The sequence below is a fragment of the Thermogutta terrifontis genome, assembly GCF_002277955.1.
Lineage (GTDB): Bacteria > Planctomycetota > Planctomycetia > Pirellulales > Thermoguttaceae > Thermogutta > Thermogutta terrifontis.
In genome coordinates, this window is sequence record NZ_CP018477.1 from 1,971,515 (window position 1) to 1,990,398 (window position 18,884).

Sequence of the window (18,884 nt, forward strand, 5' to 3'; positions counted from 1 at the left end):
AGTGGGAGTCGAAAAAGGTGATGCCGAAATTCTGGCTCCAAATCGCTCCGCTTGTCACCCTTTGCTCATTGATTGGGCTGGCTATTTATCGCTATCAAAACGTTAACGACCGCATATGGCAAATGGTACAGGCGCAAAAGCGCTCAGTCAAAGAGGGAATTGCGTCACGCGGACCCACTTCTGACCCATTGGGCTATCAGACCGAGACCACGAACACCGGTTCGGACACGGCCCCGGCGGCCTCCCTCCGCACGCCCTCAACCATGACGAGCCGGGAAACGATCACCGGATCGGATAACGGGGATGCACCCATTTCTCCGACGGGGTGGACTAGTTTGGAAATCACACCTAGCGTGGCAGAAAGTCACGATGATTCCGGTGGAGAACCGGCAAGTAACGGTTGTTCATCCCACACCGGACCCAACGGCGAGGCAGTACGTTCCCCGCAAATCACAACGGCGGTTCCCCCGCGGATGGCGATAACGGTTCCACCATCAGTGACGGAGATGTCTCACGCGAAAAAGAACGCCAGCCCGGCCGCGGCGGAGCCGGTACCAGCAGACCCCGTAGTAGGGACGCAACCATCAGCGGGGGAATCCAGTACGACTGCGGGTGATTCAGAAGTAGCGTCGCCCGAGGTGCCAAAGCCGCAAACAGGCCAGGAACCGATGGCCACAGCCGATGCCGGTGGCGACATGCCTCCGCTGGTGCCGATCGCAGGATTTCGCTCGAGGTCGAACGAGGGCTCGCCGAGGTCTGCGAAAGAGGAGTTTCAAACGCTAGATACCCAACCGAGTGTGGCCCGCAAGATGGAACAATCGCCCGTTGTGGGAGCGGGCTTGCCACTTGTGACTATCGTCAAAAGCCCGTGGTTTCCCTCAGAGAAACCACAACGGCTGCCACCTGTCGATCAAGCGTTGCCCAGTCCCCAGGCTGTGTCTCCTTCGGAATGGTTTCCCAGCGTCCCCTTGTATCCTTCCACGGGTCGATAACTGCGCCGGGCACCACCAAGCGCTGGCTTTTATCGATTCTTGCTTGCCACGGCGATCCCTGAACGTTCTTTTATCGGCCGAACTGCCAGATGGCCAGGCTCAGGCTATCGCGAAGGGATTTTTGGGCAGCGAAGACGGCCCCGGTTTCAAATCCATAATGGACAAGGCAATTCTCGCAGCGGGGATCACGACCCGGGCCCAGCCTCTGCCACGGGGTCTTTTCCTGCCATTCTCGAAACGTGGCGAAATGTCCATCAGTAATGAGGTAACAGGGCGACTTCCAGCCACACACATTCCGTGTCGGTGAAGCCCACGCAGCACACGGCAAATCTCGCAAGCCCATGAGAAAGTCGAGATACAGGGGGGAATTGATCAACCGAAACCGCCGAAGTTCAGTTTTGATCGATTGGAATTTCTCGGCTACCTGGGAGCGCGTCAAAAAAAGTGACTGTTCCCGAGCAATCGCGGTATCCTTGGTCCTCTGTTCCACGGGGGCTAACGGTGTGGCACAATCATTTTCTTTAGCGGCGCAGCCTTCAGGGGTGAAAGGGACGGCTCCTGCCGCCGCTGGGAGGGATGTTGTAGCCGGCTGGAGGCATTCGTAGGAATAAGCCGGGGAAAGCAACATGCCGTCCACGCCCAATTCCGTCAAATACTCCATCAGTACGATAACTTCATGCATGTCCATGGAGGCGTAAATGGTGGTGTTGGTGGTTACCCGCATTCCCGCCTCTTTGGCCAGACGGATAGCCCGGGTCACTTCACGAAAAGTGCCAGGTCGACCGGTGATGGCGTCGTGAGTCGTTTCCATGCCGTCGAGATGGACATTCCAGACGAGCCTTTTCGTGCGTGGAAGCCGGTCCAGCCAGCGCGGAATAAGCAACCCGTTAGTACACAGATAGATGAATCGTTTTTGCAACAGCAAACCCGACACTAAACGATCAAGGTCCCGATACAGAAGCGGTTCTCCTCCGCACACGCTGACCACGGGTGCATCACATTCCCGTGCCGCGTGCAGGCATTCCTCCAGAGGCATTTGGCGATGAGCCATCGCCGCGTACTCGCGGATGCGGCCACAACCTTCGCACGCCAGATTACAGGCAAAAAGAGGTTCAAGCATCAGCACGAGGGGCGGTCGTGTTCGCCCGCACATTCGCGAGCGGAGCAGATGTAGGCTCATTGTTTTTACAAGTGACCAGGGAAATCGCACGAGATAGAGGTCCTTTCTTGAGGGCTTTTACGCACTTCGCGACTCTGAGGATAGGTGGTCCTGTTTGGGAACGAGCACACGCAGCTCGGGAAGGTCGAGTTCTTCAAGATAAGGTGCATTTACGGTGGCAAACCGCGCCAGGGCCATGAGCGGAAAATAGAGAGGGTAATGATGGTAGCGCAGGTAAAAGACGCGCGGGAAGCCCGTTCCGGTGAAGGCCTCTTCCGCCCATGTGCCGTCGCTCTGTTGGCGATCGAGCAGGTAGCGCACACCTCGCAGGACGGCAGGGTGTCGCGACTTGCCGGCGGCTAACAGCCCAAGGATTGCCCAGGCGGTTTGAGAAGGAGTGCTTGGGCCGGCTCCGCGCTTGGCAGGATTGTCGTACGTTTCGGGCGTTTCCCCCCAGCCGCCGTCGGGGAGTTGGTGGCCGATGAGCCACGTCGCGCCGGCGAGTACACTGGGATCATGTTCGGGAATTCCTACGGCGTCCAACCCTGCAAGGGCCAGCCATGTACCGTAAATATAGCTGACTCCCCACCTTCCCAGCCAGCTTCCATCTGGCTCCTGAACTGCCCTGAGATAACGCACAGCGCGATCGACCGCCGGATGACCCACGCGGTAACCGAGATTACCGAGAGCCTCCAGGACCCGCCCCGTCACATCCGGAGTGCTCGGGTCGATCATGGCATTGTGATCGGCAAAGGGAACTTGGGTCAGAAGTTGACAGCAATTATTTCGATCGAAGGCGGCCCAGCCACCGTCATCGTTCTGCATGGCCAGCAACCACTTGAGCCCGCGATCGATCGCTCTGGTTGCGTCGGCGAGAGCTTCCTCGCCGGACAACCTCTCCAGACGCCCATGGGATAGACGATCATCGCCTGGATGATTGAGCCGACCCTCACATTTGTCTGGCGGGTTGACCAGCTCCCATTGGGGAGGGAACAAGCCGTCAGCAGGCGATTCAGTCTGGAATAGAGCTGCCAATGCGAGCAGGACAGCAGCGGTGTCATCACAGTCCGGATAATGATCGTTGGCGTATTGGAAGCACCATCCCCCGGGCTGAGCCTGGGTGTGAAGGGCCCAGTCGCCGGGTTTGAGAATCTGTCGGCCCAGAAGCCAGTGGACGCCTCGCCGCAGAGCTGGATGGTCAATCCCCAAACCCGATTCTCTCAGGCAGCGGACGGCCAGTGTCGTGTCCCACACGGGGGACAGACAGGGTTGAACCCGGGCTGTATGATTGTTCTCGTCGGAGATGATAAGCTCTTCCACGTGCCGCCATCCGGTCCTCATCAGGGGACTTTCCTCGTCATAGCCGAGAGCCTTGAGAGCAATGAGGCTCCAAACCATGGCAGGATAAATGGCACCCAAACCATGGCTTCCCTCAAGATGTTGAAGAATCCAGGCTTCAGCGGCACGGAGGGCCTTTTGACGCAAAGGTACCAAACGATGACGATCACAAAGCTTATAGAGGCGATCCACGGCGGAAAAAAATCGGCTCCAGAACCACTCCAGCCGTGCGGACCGCGATCCCCTGGTCAGCGGCCAGTTCTCCGGACGAGTGAGAAATAGTTCCCGAATTCCCTTTTCGGGCGGAAGGGTGCGGACGGGCTTCAATGCCCAAATGATGGACAGCGGCACCACCATTGTGCGCGACCAAGCGCTTAGAGAATAAAGATTGATCGGAAACCACCGAGGCAGGAGCACAAGCTCCGGCGGAACAGCGGGGCACGCCGAGTACGGAATTTGCCCCAGAAAAGCCAGATAAAACCGGGTAAAACTGTTGACCGACTGAGCACCGCCTCGCGCCAGAATGGCATCCCGTGCCCGGCGGATGGGCTCCTCATGGAGGTCGAATCCCGCGATTTTGAGGGCGAAATAGGCCTTTACGGTGGCACTTATATCCAGGGGACCGCCAGGATAAAGAGACCACCCGCCCTCCGCCGTCTGTGTTTCCAGGAGCCGTGAGGCCAGAAGCGAAACCAGTTCGCTCGATTCGCGGTGGAAAAACGCCAGAATGAGAATAGTCTCGCTTTGAAGGATGCTGTCACCTTCCAGTTCCGCCCGCCAATGGCCATCAGGATACTGGCGATTGAGCAGGCACCATCGTCCTCGAGAGACGCTCCGCCGGAGTTGAGATTCAAGCGTGGAGCGAGGTCGGGTGGTGTAGGCCAAGCGGAGGCGATTCTCACCTCTCGGCCTGAGACTGTCGCCTCCCTGCCAGGGCTCATCCATGCGCGCATTCTCCTCACATCCTCAAGATTCGAAAAAGCAGTTAAACCTCCTCGCTCAACTAGCTTAAAGGGAAGGCGGGCGTTCTGCAACCCGGAATCCGTCCGATTCATCCCCACTTTTGCTTTACCGATGGGGAGGCAAACGTCCCCAGGGATACGCGCGAGAGCGCGGCCCCAGGGGAGCGGACTGTCAGGTCCGCTTTTCAACGTTAGGGCATGCATTGCGTTTCGCCGGGCACCACAAGCGTGCCCCTCCTAAGGACTCCTTCGAGAAAGCTGCTTGTGAGGTCCCATTACAACGTTTGAATTATCCAGCTCACCGACCCGAGGCCAACTGCTGGGTTCGGTTGCTGGTTAAACGGTAGGGGCCGTTCATGACTTGCCCCAAGAACACACGAACTGTCGCCGAATCGATCCCGAAAAAACACGCCCCCTGCTGAAATCAGGGGGCGCAGCCTCATGGAGTCTCTTGATCTCGCCAGTTCCAACTCAGATCGTGGGTAACTGCCAGGGATCCCGGCGAGGCTCTTTTCGAATCCCGTCCAGCCACTCATTGGCCTCGGCGGGTTCTACAAATTTCCAATTTTGTGGATCCCATTTGAGACGCTTGCCCGTCCAGTAAGCGAGATTACCCAAGTGGCAAACCGTTACAGAGCGGGCCCCTACCTCCACCGGGCAAATGGGTTGACGATTTTCGCGGATGGCATTCAGCCAGTCGCGGTGGTGACCCGGGGACTCATACAGTCGAACTTTTTCACTATCTTTGAGTGGTTCCTTGACAACTTCATCGGGCCAACTTTGGAGCTTTCCACGATCGACGTACACCACTCCATCGGTCCCAACGAAATTGACTCCCCCGCGACCTTCGTATCCGCCATGAATGAGCTCGACGCCATTTGCGTAAATCCATCGAACCCCCTGGCCTTTTTCGGGGTCATCGGGAGGAATCACTTCCACCGGTCCCGAATCGTCCATGCCCAGACCCCATTGGGCAATATCGAAATGATGGGCACCCCAGTCGGTCATGCCACCGCCTGAGTATTCGCGATAGGCCCGCCAGTTCGGAAAGTGGTTATGAACCCCGCGAGGGCTGAGAACAGAGTTGTACGGCCGCATGGGGGCTTGACCCAACCACATGTTCCAATCGAGACCGGGCTCCATGGGTTCTTCCGGCAGGTCACAAAAGCGGCTCGGCCCTCCCACTGCCGCGTAGACCTGCTTGATCTTTCCGATCCGACCGTTTCGGACGGCCTCGCAGGCAATTCGGAACTCTCGGCTGGAACGCTGCTGGCTGCCCGTCTGAAAAACAACACCATACTTGTTGACAGCATCAATGCAGAGTTTCGCCTCCGCAATTGTCAACGTCAACGGTTTTTCGCAGTAAATATGTTTCTTGGCCTTGCAGGCATCCACAATGGGATGCGTGTGCCAGTGGTCCGGCGTGGCGATGACCACGGCGTCAATATCCTTGCGAGCAATCAACTCACGATAATCGTTGTAACCTGCGCAGTCCGTGTTTTCATAGGCTTTGTTGACCTTTTCCACGGAGAAATTTCTTCGCGTGGTGTCCACCTCGCAGACGGCCAGAACGTGCACGTCCTTCATGCGAAGGAACGCATCGAGATGATACTGATTCTGTTTTCCCATTCCGATGAAACCGAGGGTCAAGCGTTCGCTGGGCGCTGGTTGCTCCGCTGAACCCAGCGCGGAACGGGCAATGATGGTAGGCAGAGCCATAGCGGCTGCCGACGCTTTTAACATGTCGCGACGAGAGAGTGATGCATTCCTCCGACTCATGGCGGTTTCCTCCATTCATTCGGGGGCCTAACGGCGGGATGCTACCAAACTGCACAGCGTTTACAGCAACTGCGTCCTGACACAGCCAGCCCCTGGGACGATTCGTTTTCAGGGCGGGCATGAACATCGCGATGGAAACTTTCATCACGATAATTCCTGCTCACAAGGAAAACAAGAGACCTGAATTCTGGGTACACTGCAACCTGCCTCGTCGCTGACCCATTCCCGCGTTTGCGATAGCCTATGAGATGTCACGGGCACACTGTGCTGTACGGGCGATCATGAATTGCCCCTACCGTCTAACCGACTGGACCGAAGAGTTGAAGCCCCGCTGGTGTGGATTCTCCAAGCGTGGAAAGCGGACGTGACAGGCACGTCCCGCCGAAAGCGGACCTGATTATCAGGTCTCGCCGGGTTGAATCTCGTTCCCATGCGAAGCCCCGGGGAGGTAAGTTTTCCGTCGGTGAAGAAACCGTGGGAATGAGTCAGGTCTCGTCGGCGCGTGAAAGGACCGCCGACGGGTTTTACGGTTCAGCATGATGCCTTTTGCGGCGATCATGTGCCACTGCCGGGTGGGTCCGTGAGCTATACTTTTAGCGAGGGACGTTTTGCCTCAATTCGCGTGACAGCGTTTCCGCCACGTCAATACCGCTATTAAAGGTGTGGCCATATGCGGGAATCGCAGATCTTCGCGGGTAGTACGGGTGATAGCACACAACAATCCCGAGGTTTCGCAGCGCAATCGGCCAGTCCGGAGCAGCTTGTGGAACGACTGGAGATCCCTCACTCTTCACCGGGGGTCGCGTGGCGAGTGGTTCAAATTCTGAAAGATCCCGAATACGATGTTCACGAAGTGGAGTCCATTCTAGAATCGGATCCCGGTTTGTGCGCGTCCATCCTAAAGCTGGTCAACTCGTCCGCGTTCGGGTTGCCCCGCAATGTCACCAATCTTCGGCAGGCGATCACCCTGCTTGGTGCCCGATCGCTCCGGTTGGCCGTGTTAAGTTTTGGGCTGGTCAACAGGCTGACGCAGGGAACGCCCAGGGAAGTATTCGACGATTTTTGGAGACGGGCGCTAACGACGGCCGTCGTGGCCGGAAAACTCATCCGGCGAGAAAGGGCCGTCAATCCTGAAGACGCGTACTGTGCAGGGCTTCTTGCGGAAATCGGCGTTCTGGTGTTCTCTCAGGTTGACACGAGAAAATATCCCGGCTTGTACCTGAAACACCGCCATGGCAAAGATCTTCTGGCGGCAGAGGAAGAGCACTACGGATTCGATCACGCGACCCTGGGGGCGTGCCTGCTCGAGCGCTGGGGGCTACCCAGTCCTTTGCCTCTGGCGGCGGCTTGCCACCACCAACCAAATCGATGCGATACCCCCCTGCTGCAGGCGGTTCACGCGGGAACCATGCTGAGTGATGTACTGTGGGTAGCCCGCTCGGCTCTTCTACCGACGGCCCGGCAATGGCTGGAAAGACACTTCGGGATGGATCTGGATGGCTTCATCGGTCTCGCCAACGAGTGCAAACAAGAGATCATGGATAGTGCCGAGTTTTTCTCGGTCAAATTGAAAGGTCGGATTGATGTCTCGGCACTGAAAAAGGAGGCCTTTGAAATCTTCAAAAAGGCCGCCCTGGAAACGGCGTTAGAATATGACTCAATTACCGCTGTTCTCGAACAGCGTTACACAATGTGAAGTTGCGTCCGGTGCCCACCCCGATGGGCCGGTCCCCGATGACGCAGGCGTGCCAGTTATCGACAACGGCTTGCTACGAAGCAGGAGCGAGATCAGCCCAGGTAAGGTGCGAGCGAGACGATTAAACTGAGTACCACGGCGGTCGCAAGGAAAAAGACCATGGCGTAGTGAATCGCCAGTAGGCCAGCTCGCCCCCTTCGATCGAGTGCTCCTGCGAACGAAGCTCTGAATTTTCTCGTCATTCCGGGCTCTCCTGGGATCACAACTATAACAAAAGAGCGGCACACATTTGGGCGTCTGCTCGGTACCTGAGCCGTTGGCCTGGCCGAGCGCGGAAAGGTGACTTCTCCCCTTGGAACTATAGCATTCAGAAATTGCCATGACAGATGGAGATGATCCCCATCATATGAGGGATGCAAGGGGAGAATATTGCTCCGCCGGCCTGTCCGATCCCGGTGGCGTCTGGGACTGGGGACACCCTCCGTTGCGACAAGCAATCCGAACCAACTGGGGAGCGTAAAAACTGAAAGGCAAAGCGTTGGGTAGGGGCAATTCATGAATTGCCCCTACAAACGCAGTGCATGGTGCTCCGAACACCGCACACACGATACCGATCTGGGCGATTCGTCAAACGAACTGTGCAGAGCTTCCAAATGATAAGTCGCCCCGGCCGTCAAAAAATCAGACTTTTTTCTCCTGAATTAACCTTGCAAAGTGTTCAAACGATCGGTCGTAGGTCGCTTCCGCCGCAGGCGGGAAGCAGCAGCCGGGAAGCTGGCGTTTCTTCAGGTGGTATTGGAGACACTCGCAACAAAGTCCTTTCCGCGGACAGGGATCGTAGGTACACGTGCAAAACGAGAGATTCCGATCTTTCCGGCATTCCATGACGCTCCTCCCGGAATTTGAGAACAATCGATATTTACCACTTACCTCTATCGGTGAGGACACCCATGTCCGGTTCACCAGCGAAACGCGTCCCATACCGGGAAGCGGCGCGTGAACATCACGATGCAATCCATTATCTTTTTTGCGAAAATTTTGACCAGCCGATGAGGCCGGGCCGTTCTCCGCGGAGCTTGCCCGGGAGTAAAATGACCCCGAGAGACACGTCGAGCCGGGACGACCCCCAAGCGTATGACTCGGGGTGCTTTATGCGCACAGAGAATATCAAGTTCGAAACCGGCGGTTTTCGGAGATCGTTTGTTTTCTTCGCGATCGCCCCAGTACTTGGCCTGGTGTTCTGTTCCGGTTGCGGGCAGGACGAATCTTCTGATTCGCGCCATTCCACCTATTCCGTGCCAGTGGCGTCAGCCCGGCCGGAAAAACAAACTCCGAGCGCCACCGCGGCTGTGTGGGAACCAGCGCCATCCGACCAATCCGGTGAGTCGCAGGGGACCGTCCCGATCAAATGGCCTAAACTCCCTTCGCCCTTGACGGGCGACTGGATGAAGGAGCAGGGACATCACGTCGCGGACGAGCTTGCGCAGAAATTTCCAAACGATGTGTATGCGCAACATGTTCACGCTCAGGTGTATCGTCTTTCTGGCGATACGGAGGAGGCATTGAAAATATGGCATCACTGTTTGGAGCTGAAAAAAGACTTTTTGCCGGCTTACGAGGAGATTGTCCAGATCCTCGTGCGGCGGGGAGATCACGCGCAGGCAGAGAAAATGGCACGGCAGGGGCTGGCCTTCCATCCCCGTGCCGTCTCGCTGCGGAATTTGTTGGCCAGCATCCTTCTGGAACAGGGGCGTCTGGATGAGGTCATCACCACCGTCCTGGCAGGGCGCGCTCTCGGGACGGAGTCGCCTGAAGGTCTCTTTTTAGCTGCCCAGGCTTACCAGCGGAAGCAGCAGCACGACCGTGCTCGAGAGGTCCTGGAAGAGGCCGTGCGACTGCGACCAGAGTTCACTCAGGCCCACTATGCGCTGGCTGTCAGTCTGGCAAGGCTTGGGGACCAGGCCGGGGCTCAGCGGCATCGCGAGATTTTTCAAAAACTGAAGGAGCGCGATCAGCAAGCGAATGCCGCTATCTTGCGGGTGGAGAGCGATGAATTCGTACGCCGGACCGTGGCCGGTATTTTTCAGCAGGCGGGGGTCATTTTTTCGAATCACGGGCTTCCCGAGCGAGCCGAGGAATGTTGGTTGATGGGAGCCGCTCTTTCGCCGAAGGATGTGGTGTGCCGCCAAGCCCTGGTGGTTCTCTATCAGCAGCAGCGCCGGCCCGCCGCAGGCCTCGCAATCGTGGAGGAGCTCGTTGGACTGGAACCTCGCAATCCCTCGCATCGCGTGGCGGAAGGGGTATTCTACTTACAAATACAAAACTTCGAGAAGGCCATCGACTCGTTCAAACAGGCACTTGCCCTGGACCCCAAGATGGATGCGGCATATGCTGGACTGGCTCAAGCGTATTTACAAAAAAAAGAAAACCTCGAGGAAGCCCGACGGCTCGCCGAAACCGCTGTGCAACTATCTCCCCAGCCGGATTACTTCGTGGTGCTGGCCGTCGCGTCTGCCGAACTCGGGGACTGGGAGCAGGCCAGACGAAATGTCGAAAAAGCCCTGGCGATCAATCCTTCTCACGACCTCGCCCGAAAACTAGCTCGGTTTCTGCAACATGGAATTTAACTGTCTATCCTTTGCCTCAATCGATATCTGTAGGCTCCGTTGGTTTAATGGGATCGCTATTGTCGGTGTCGTCTTTTGGTTTTTTGTCCTTGCGGAGGACTCGAAAGCTAAAGAGCCCGCCCGACTGGTTTTTCGGAACGTCACACAACAAAGTGGCGTTAACTTTCGACATACTCACGGCGGCTGTGGCAAATATTACATCGTGGAGACGGTGACAGCCGGCCTGTGTCTTTTCGACTACGACGGTGACGGGGATGACGATATTTACTTTCTCAACGGGGCTCCGCTTGTCGGTTGCCCACAAAAGGAAAAACCCACGAACAAATTATTTCGAAATGACGGCGGGCTTCACTTTACTGATGTGACAGCCCAGGCGGGTGTAGGTGATACCGGTTATGGGTTGGGGGTGGTTGCTGGGGATTACAACAACGATGGTTTTCTTGATTTGTTTGTAAATAATTACGGCAGGAATGTTCTATACCGTAACAATAAAGACGGAACGTTTTCTGATGTAACCGTCGAAGCCGGGGTGGACAACGGTTCACGGGTCGGAGCCGGCGCCCTTTTTCTGGACATTGATGCCGATGGATGGCTCGACCTGTACGTGGGTAATTATATTGTGTTCGATGAAAGCAAACACGTTTTCCATCAATTGACAGGTATTCCCGTGTATGGTAGTCCTGAGGAGTATCCCCCTGACAAAGATACCCTTTTTAAGAACAATGGGGACGGAACGTTCCGAGATGTAACGGAGATTTCGGGGATTGGAAAAGTGGCAGGCACAAGCATGGGTATGGTGGCGGGGGATTTCGATAACGATGGCGATACCGATATTTTTGTGGGGAACGATGTTCGAGCTAATTTTCTTTTTGTCAACGATGGTAAGGGGTATTTTATAGAATCGGCTCTGGAGAGGGGTGTTGCCTATAACGGTTACGGCGACGAGAACGCAAGCATGGGAGTTGATTGTGGAGACTATGATAATGATGGTTGGTTGGACCTGTTTATGTCGGACTATCAAAACGAGTGGCCTGTTCTTTATAAAAACACCGGGAACGGATTTTTCGAGGACGTAACATTCAGCACAGGGGCAGGCGGAAGGGCGTATCCGTATGTCAATTGGGGAGTTGGTCTGGTGGATTTTGATAATGATGGCGATAAAGATATCTTTATCGGAAACGGACATATTAATGATAGAATTGGTGAGATAGACGATACGACGGCTTATCGAGTGGCAAATGCTGTTCTCCGCAACGACGGTGGCAAATTTGTGGATGTGAGTGCGACCGCTGGAGATTTGCCGAATCTGGTGAAGTCAACGCGGGGCGTCGCTTTCGCGGACCTGGACCTGGACGGTCGTGTGGATGTCGTTATCCTCAACTCGCAGGATACCGCCGATGTTCTGCGAAATGTGACAGACACAGACAATCACTGGATCCAGATCGACCTCCGTCAAACGGGAAAAAATTGCTTCGGAGTCGGTAGCCGGGTGAAGGTCGTGGCGGGTGAACTTGTTCAGTATGATGAGGTTCACGCTGGTCGGGGATATCAGAGCCACTGGGGGTTACGCCTGCATTTCGGATTGGGTAGCCACGACCGGGTGGATCGTCTCGAAGTCCATTGGCATGGCGGTGGTCACGACATTATCGAAAATATTCCTGCCGATCAGATTATCACCGTCAGTCCGGGCGGCAGATGGTCTCGCTCCCGTATACGGGGCCACTGACTCGCCTGCACCTCTAGCCCAGGCGAAGAATCCGCTATAAACGCCAGCAAAATCTGTAACGTCCGGCGGCGTATAACCACCAGACTTATCGCAGCGCAGATCAGCACAGGTCATGGAAAGAACCTTACTTTTGTTCCGCGGAGGAATTGGCTGTTGAAGCAGGTCCACCTTGCCGAGGTGTTTCGGACTGGCCTTGCTGTTGTGCCGGCTGAGACGGAGCCGCATCATTCCCCGTTTTTGCCGGTGTTTCCGGGGCCTGTTGCTGGTCAGGTTGGTTGCCACTGGCGGGCTGTTGTTCTCCTGTCTCAGGTTTGCTTGCGGATGGAGTTGCTGGACTTTGCGCGGGAGATTGCTCACCAGGCTTTTGGTCTGTTTCACTGGTCGCAGGTTGTTTCTCACCGGTCTGATCGGACTTTTGTTCAGTCTGTTGCTCTTTCTTTTTGATGATATCGCTCAGACCGAGATGGATCTTGCGATAGACTTCGTCGGATATGATGTAGTACCAATCTGCAAAACGAGCATTGAGTTCTGTGACTCTTTCCTGCCCCTTTTTAAGTTTTTCCTGATATTCGTCTTGCTTGCGTTTATTCTCTTTTTCGATCCGCTCCCGTTCAGCTTTGATGTCCTCCGGCTTTTTCTGAGGTTGGGCATCCTGTTGGCTACCTTGAGCCGAGGCATCGGACTTCACTTGATCAGGTGTGGGCTTCGTGGTCTCCTCTTTTGCCTCCTGGGCTGTTTTTTGGGCGTTTTCGGGGGACGTCTGAACGCTGTCTGCTGGTGCGGAGTGTTCCCCGGAATGACTGGTTACACTCGACTTTTCGTTTGATTGTTCCGCCGTGATGGTGCTTTTTTGCTCGCTGCTGGAAGTAGACTGCTGTCCCGACGGTTGCGATGGACTGCCCGCATTATCCGCGGGTAGTTCGGGAAGGGGCTGAAGCTCGGGTTTCGGAATCAATTCAGGGTCGAATTCCGCCACCACAAAGAGATAACGGTTGACTCCCGCCGACCCCGTGCTTTCACCCTGCCCCTCAACAACGCGACCGAACCGGAGGAGATACCGCACACCATCCTTCATCCCGACGCGAACTTCTCCCTCGCTGGAAATCACTTCCACATCGCCGGGTTTGATCTGTCGTTGGCCGACCATTGGGAAGATCTGATAGAATTGCTGCGCCGATGCAAGGAAGAATCCTGCTTCACTCAAGGAAGCGGCCGTCTCTTTATTCGCTTTGACTGATCCATCGGCGCTTAGGCTTGCGCTGATACCTTGCGGTTTGCGCCGCACGTCCACGATTTTCAGATCGTCCAGTGCTGTTCGCAATCCATCGAGCTTGGCTGTGTCGAGCTCTTCATCCTGGGCCAATTCGCGAGGTGTCCATGTGCCTTTGTCGAGGTCAAAAATCAAGCCGCGGACGAGTTTCCAACGGGGATTTCCTAAGTCGTCATAGGAAAGCACGACCTGCGATCGGGGGGTGATGCCAGCCGTCACCGGATCGAACGAGTAATCGTGCAATTGCACATCACGAATATCCCAGGGATTAAGTTGGAGGAGATCCTTTTCTATCCAGTCACCGAATTCGCTCGAGAACTTATCGTCCGATAGTTTAACGACGTAAACTGGTTCTGCGCCCTTCACCCGCACATAACGCAGTTCCTCTCGGTCGGGTACCTTGTTACCGATAATCACATCGGCGAGCACTTTATCGCTGCTGTCACGAAAAATCACGCGTTTACCGACGCCCCGCGTGACGGTCTTAATCACGTCATTGGTCGGCTCAACGACGCCATACATGACAAGCTCATCCTGCGTGGGCGACTCACTGGCCACATCCAGAATCTTCAGACCGATAAGGGCAGTAGCCGCCTGGGCCAGATGCTCTTTCGCATCGGCAGGATAATTTTCGTGGCTGGGAATACACCAGCGGTTGTTGATCTGGGCAACCTTGAAATTCTTGATCCGCACTGCGTTGGGATCGTACTCGAAGATTTCCAGACTAGTGGCCGCGAGGGCGTCGGTGAGGTTCGGGCAAAGTAATTGTCCCCTCAACTCAGTTTTTATATTCGTTGTCGGAGTATAATGGCTCCACCATGCGATAACGAGAATGAGCGAGGACGCGCCAATAAAGGCCAGGGTTTTTTTAATTTCGTTATTCATTGCTGGCTATCTCCTCAACTCCCTTGCAGGAAATCGTTGTCAGGAATAAAAGGCTTATGTTACGATGATTGGCGTGAAACTCGTATTTTCGCTTTGTTCTATTACTCAATGGTCCAAATACCAAGTGTTGCTGACTGAGGTAACGATTCAGCCTTTTTCGGAGCTCGTGACTACGGCACTGCTGGCGGTCTGGGTGGTCGAGGATCGCCGCACCCGCCGAATATCGGGAATTCCCTCCATTTCCTTGGCCCGTCTCCAGATGAACACGATGACGGCGAGCCCCAGCGGGAAAAGGGGCGGGATGATCACGGAGACCATCTTGTAGAAGTTCTGCAAACGTCGCACGTAAAGGCTGAGCTCGGTTTCGATACGTTCCAGGGCACGGTCCCGCTTTTGTCGTTCTTCTTCCATTCGCGCATTCAGGCGCCGCTCGCCCTGCTGCTGAGCTATCGCGACGCGCCTGAGAATCTCGTCCAGACTGATATTTTGTTTCTTCATGTCCTCTTCGAGCTTCTTAATACTTTGTTCGAGCTTTTCCCTTTCTTCTCGCTCGATTTTGTTGTATGCCTCCTGAAGTTTCTGGCGTTCCTCGGCCGCGCGAGCCCGAGCCGCTTCGGTTGCCCGCTCGATGGTGGTCAGGGTGCGATGTTTGGGGCGTCGATTACGGATATCAATAAATCGATCGTCTCCCGCCACCCAGTCGATGAGGTTCAGCACCATGGTGACGTTGTCGAAGCTAAGCTTAACATCGAGACCGGGCAGGTCCTGACGCTGGCGAAGGCGGAAAAACGTCTCGTGAAGCATATCAATATCCGAGACCAGCACAACTTTGAAGTCATGTTGTTTATTGGGAATTTCTTCAACTTTCTCGGAATTCTGGTCGCTGTTGGAACTGCTTTCGGTCTTGGTAATCTTCATTTCTGGCAGTTTGCCTTCGATGGCGGCCGCCAGGATGTATTCGGTACGGGTGGGGCGAAATTCGCGATTTCGATTGAGCTCCCGCGTGCCGGTGAGAAAGTCCATTCGGAAAATGTCATCGTAGTTGATGAGACCGGTCACACGGCCGGTTCGCACCAGGGGGGTGAACTTCATCGTGGAGCTGTTGAGCCTTGTGATTGCTCCGGGGAACGGGAACAGAACCTGTTGCAGTCCACCCACCGCCGGAATTTGTCGGTTGAACGGTTCCTCCGCACCGCAGCTCCAGTTGACGAAGACGAACTCAGGGTTCTCTTCGAAGAGCTGGAATTTCGGATAAGGATTGTACCTCTGCCAGACAATCTCATTGGCTGTGAAATCGATTCCCAGCTTCCGCCACAATTTGGTGATATCACCTTTCGGCAAGGGCCGCATCCCGAACATCATCATCTGCTGCGGCGGCCGCCGTTCCTGACCCGTGCCCGCCACGTTGGACGCAAATAAGGGCATCGGATCTTCAAAGACGACGGTGGGCTGGCCGTAACTGATGGCCGCGATGAATCGGTCCATGTCCTCTGGCGCAAGCGTGCTGGGCTGCACAGCCAGGAGGACGTCCCACCGTCCCAGCTTCATTGCTTCCTCTTTAACTTTGGCCTTACACTGCTCTTTTTGCTGGTCTGTAAGCTTGTCGGTCGGGACATTCAGGCCGAGGAGTTCCCGTCCACGTTCAATGATTTTGCTCTCGCTGGCATCAGCAAGGCCCAGCACCTTCATGCCCGCCTTTTCGCACTCTTCGTCGTTCGTCACAAGGTCCGCGGGTTCGACCCGCACGACCTCGTACTGCTTCTGAAGTTCGTCCACAATGGGCCAGCGCTCCTCTCCGCCCTGGAAACTGAACTGTCCGAAAAGTTGGGCATCTGTCGTCAGGATACCCACCCGTTTTCGCTTTTGCTGCGTGACCGTGGCGATGGACCGGATCAATTCATATTCCACGGGAATGTCTCGATCGATAAAGGGGACGACAACTCTCTCTAAACCGCATATGAAGGCCACGCCCATAAAGATCCTGTGTTCGGTCCACCGGCCCTGCTGCAGGGCGAACACACGTTGCGGTGTGATGTTGAATCGCTCCGCTGCCCGTTGGGCTTCCGCTGTGAACAGTTCCGTGTTATTGATTCTCACACGAACGTTTTTGGCCCTGGCTTCGAATTCTTTCAGCAAATTGATGAGGTTCGCACGCGTCTGTATGTACGACTCGGGAACCTCAGGACTGATAAAGGCTTCAATCTGGACAACATGCTTGGGATCCAGCGAGCGAAGAATCTGAAGCGTATGCGGCGACAGCGAACTGATCCTTTCATTGGTAATGTCCACGCGCACATCAGCCGCCTGAAGAACAGCCACCAAACCCAAACTCGCCGCTGCCAGGGCGAGCGTCCGCAGTGTGAAGTGGGCGGGCATCAGCGCGACGGCGCGAGGGAAAGTGGCCCAACCCACAAAGAAAAGCACATGGAGAGCAATCAGAATCGCCATGAGCGTCCAGAAGACCCAGCCAGAGCTGAGCTTCTCTCCCCAAAGGATAGCCACAACAGCGCCCGCGATGATCGTGACCACCTGCGCGCCGGGCGCCACAAAGTGGATGGGCGTGATCGTTTCCTTCCTTGGGAATTGCTGCCAGATGTAGAGGAGCGCGGCGTGCAGAATCAGATAACCAATTACAAGACCAATTATCCAGAGTGTGGAGCCGCCCAATTTGCTGGCAAGGATACTCCCCAACAGTGCGAAGCTCCCCAGCCAGGCAAGATGCAGCACCGCGAAGAACAGTCCGGAAGGCAATCGAGACTCCCCTGTCGGCCAGTGCCGCCGGCCGATCAGGACCATGGCCACGTAGAGTGTTACAGCGGCAATAAAGACGAAATACGCCAGGCCGGAAAGCGTAATGAGGCCGCGTCCAAAGTTGGCGAACTGCTCGGCGATGCTCCACGCTTTAGCCCGGATGGCGAGGTCCTGACGCATGATCACGTCCGCTGAGGACAAAAAGACGGCAGGTGCGTTGAGCAGCACGCCCAGGATATACGCCACTGTAAGATTGGCTGTAAAAAACGAGGCCACCATGCCGATCCCCAGCATGGCCAGACCCATCAGCCAGTAGCCCAGGTAGGTTGCCACGAACAGGCCGAAATCCGGGTTGCCCAGACTCCGCAACACGGCGTAATTGCAAATGAACGAAAAGACCAGCGACACAGTAAAAATTGCTACTGCGGCGAAAAACTTGCCGAGTACTACTTCCCAATCTGTTGCGGGCATCGTGAGGAGGAGTTCATCTGTCCCCTGGCGGCGCTCATCCGCCCAGATGCCCATCGTGATAGCCGGAATGAAGACCAGCATTACGTAGGGAAACCATTTATTGAGCTGATCGAGATTGGCCAGGTTGGCATCGAAAAACTCATTGGGCCAGAAAGCGGCCACGGTGCTCAGAGCGACGAACACGCAGATAAAGAGGTAGGCAATTGGACTGGCAAAATAACTGATGAAATTCCGTTTAGCAACGGCCAGCAAGACTTTCGTATTCATACGCTCGACACCTCAGTGTCCGAACAGTGTCTATTTAGTTTTCGCAATTTCCTGACGACTTTCTTGCGCTGCTGATCAGTGCCTTGTGGACAACCCCTGGATTTCTAGGGCGTGGGGCTTTTCCCTTTGAGAAAGCCCTCTGAAATCGCCCCGTTCCACGCCATTAAACAGCGACTTGTTGACCCATTGACAGTTCCCTGAACCATTCGTCCAGTCGCTTGCCGGTACGAATGACATCCTCAACTGGCCCATCGTAGATCAGTCGGCCTTCGTTGATAAACAGAATTCTGGTGGCCATGGCTTCCACCTCTTGGAGAATATGGGTGGAAAGCAGAATCGTCTTCCGCTCTCCCATCAGGCGGCGGATCGTTTCCCGAACCTCGTGAATCTGATTGGGATCAAGTCCCGCAGTGGGTTCGTCGAGAATGAGGACATCCGGCCGATGAAGGAGCACCTGGGCCATTCCTACCCGCTGCCGATACCCACGCGACAGCTTCCCGATCGGTTTCCGCAACACGCCTTCCAGGCCGCACAACTCCACCACCTCCGAAATGCGCTGCTGCCGCTGGGCGGGCGGGATTCCCCGGGCTTCCGCGAAAAACTGAAGCAACCCGATGGGGGTCATGTCCGCGTAAAGCGGACCGTTTTCAGGGAGATACCCGAGGTGCCGGGCTCCCTCCAATCGCTCCTCAGTCGTCATGTCGTAGCCGGCGATCCGGGCAGTCCCGGCACTCGGAGCCAGATAGCCGGTCAGCAGTTTCATGGTGGTGCTTTTCCCGGCTCCGTTTGGCCCCAGGAAAGCCACCACCTCTCCCTCGCGAATTTGGAACGTGACATTCTCAATGGCAGCAAAGTCTCCGTAGTACTTACAGAGGCCATCTGCCTCAATCATCAACCGACCATCTTTCTTCATGACTTTTTGGCTCCACGGTGACAATTGCGTTTTGCCAAACTACGCGAA

General features: G+C 55.6%; 12 protein-coding genes. 4 read left to right on the plus strand and 8 right to left on the minus strand.

Annotated elements, in window-relative coordinates:
• The first annotated feature begins 20 nt into the window (after positions 1–20).
• Positions 21–992, plus strand: a complete 972-nt coding sequence (locus tag THTE_RS07395; RefSeq protein ID WP_095414824.1) for a hypothetical protein — start codon at positions 21–23, stop codon at positions 990–992.
• Positions 993–1,062: 70 nt separating this feature from the next.
• Here THTE_RS07395 and hpnH read toward each other — a convergent pair whose 3' ends face one another.
• The 3 genes from hpnH to THTE_RS07410 form a co-directional block, all read right to left on the minus strand.
• Positions 1,063–2,202 carry an adenosyl-hopene transferase HpnH gene (hpnH, locus tag THTE_RS07400; RefSeq protein WP_095414825.1) on the minus strand — a complete coding sequence of 380 codons (1,140 nt, stop codon included), beginning with the start codon at positions 2,200–2,202 and terminating at the stop codon, positions 1,063–1,065.
• Positions 2,203–2,229: 27 nt separating this feature from the next.
• Positions 2,230–4,434 (minus strand): terpene cyclase/mutase family protein, encoded by a 2,205-nt coding sequence (locus THTE_RS07405; RefSeq protein ID WP_095414826.1) that lies wholly within the window; start codon positions 4,432–4,434, stop codon positions 2,230–2,232.
• 488 nt (positions 4,435–4,922) lie between these two features.
• On the minus strand, positions 4,923–6,230 hold the full coding sequence (locus tag THTE_RS07410; protein WP_095414827.1) for a Gfo/Idh/MocA family protein: 1,308 nt from the start codon (positions 6,228–6,230) through the stop codon (positions 4,923–4,925).
• Positions 6,231–6,900: 670 nt separating this feature from the next.
• Between THTE_RS07410 and THTE_RS07415 the strand changes: the two genes are divergently transcribed.
• The gene (locus tag THTE_RS07415; protein ID WP_095414828.1) at positions 6,901–7,926 is read left to right on the plus strand and encodes an HDOD domain-containing protein; all 1,026 of its coding nucleotides are present in this window, start codon (positions 6,901–6,903) and stop codon (positions 7,924–7,926) included.
• A gap of 92 nt (positions 7,927–8,018) precedes the next feature.
• On the opposite strand, the gene THTE_RS17930 is transcribed toward THTE_RS07415, so the two are convergent.
• Positions 8,019–8,168 (minus strand): hypothetical protein, encoded by a 150-nt coding sequence (locus tag THTE_RS17930; protein WP_157731896.1) that lies wholly within the window; start codon positions 8,166–8,168, stop codon positions 8,019–8,021.
• Positions 8,169–8,607: 439 nt separating this feature from the next.
• Entirely contained in the window at positions 8,608–8,811 is a 204-nt protein-coding gene (locus tag THTE_RS07420; protein ID WP_095414829.1) for a DUF6485 family protein, read from the minus strand.
• Between the two features lie 266 nt (positions 8,812–9,077).
• On the opposite strand from THTE_RS07420, the gene THTE_RS07425 reads away from it, so the two are divergent.
• Entirely contained in the window at positions 9,078–10,553 is a 1,476-nt protein-coding gene (locus THTE_RS07425) for a tetratricopeptide repeat protein (RefSeq protein ID WP_168175808.1), read from the plus strand.
• A gap of 202 nt (positions 10,554–10,755) precedes the next feature.
• Positions 10,756–12,279 (plus strand): CRTAC1 family protein, encoded by a 1,524-nt coding sequence (locus THTE_RS07430; protein WP_207651806.1) that lies wholly within the window; start codon positions 10,756–10,758, stop codon positions 12,277–12,279.
• 124 nt (positions 12,280–12,403) lie between these two features.
• On the opposite strand, the gene THTE_RS07435 is transcribed toward THTE_RS07430, so the two are convergent.
• From THTE_RS07435 to THTE_RS07445, 3 genes are all read right to left on the minus strand, one after another.
• Positions 12,404–14,434 (minus strand): DUF4340 domain-containing protein, encoded by a 2,031-nt coding sequence (locus tag THTE_RS07435; protein WP_095414832.1) that lies wholly within the window; start codon positions 14,432–14,434, stop codon positions 12,404–12,406.
• Between the two features lie 147 nt (positions 14,435–14,581).
• Positions 14,582–17,923 (minus strand): Gldg family protein, encoded by a 3,342-nt coding sequence (locus tag THTE_RS07440; RefSeq protein ID WP_095414833.1) that lies wholly within the window; start codon positions 17,921–17,923, stop codon positions 14,582–14,584.
• Between the two features lie 163 nt (positions 17,924–18,086).
• A complete protein-coding gene (locus tag THTE_RS07445) occupies positions 18,087–18,836 on the minus strand; it encodes an ABC transporter ATP-binding protein (protein ID WP_237260227.1) in 750 nt (249 codons plus the stop codon).
• Positions 18,837–18,884 lie beyond the last annotated feature (48 nt).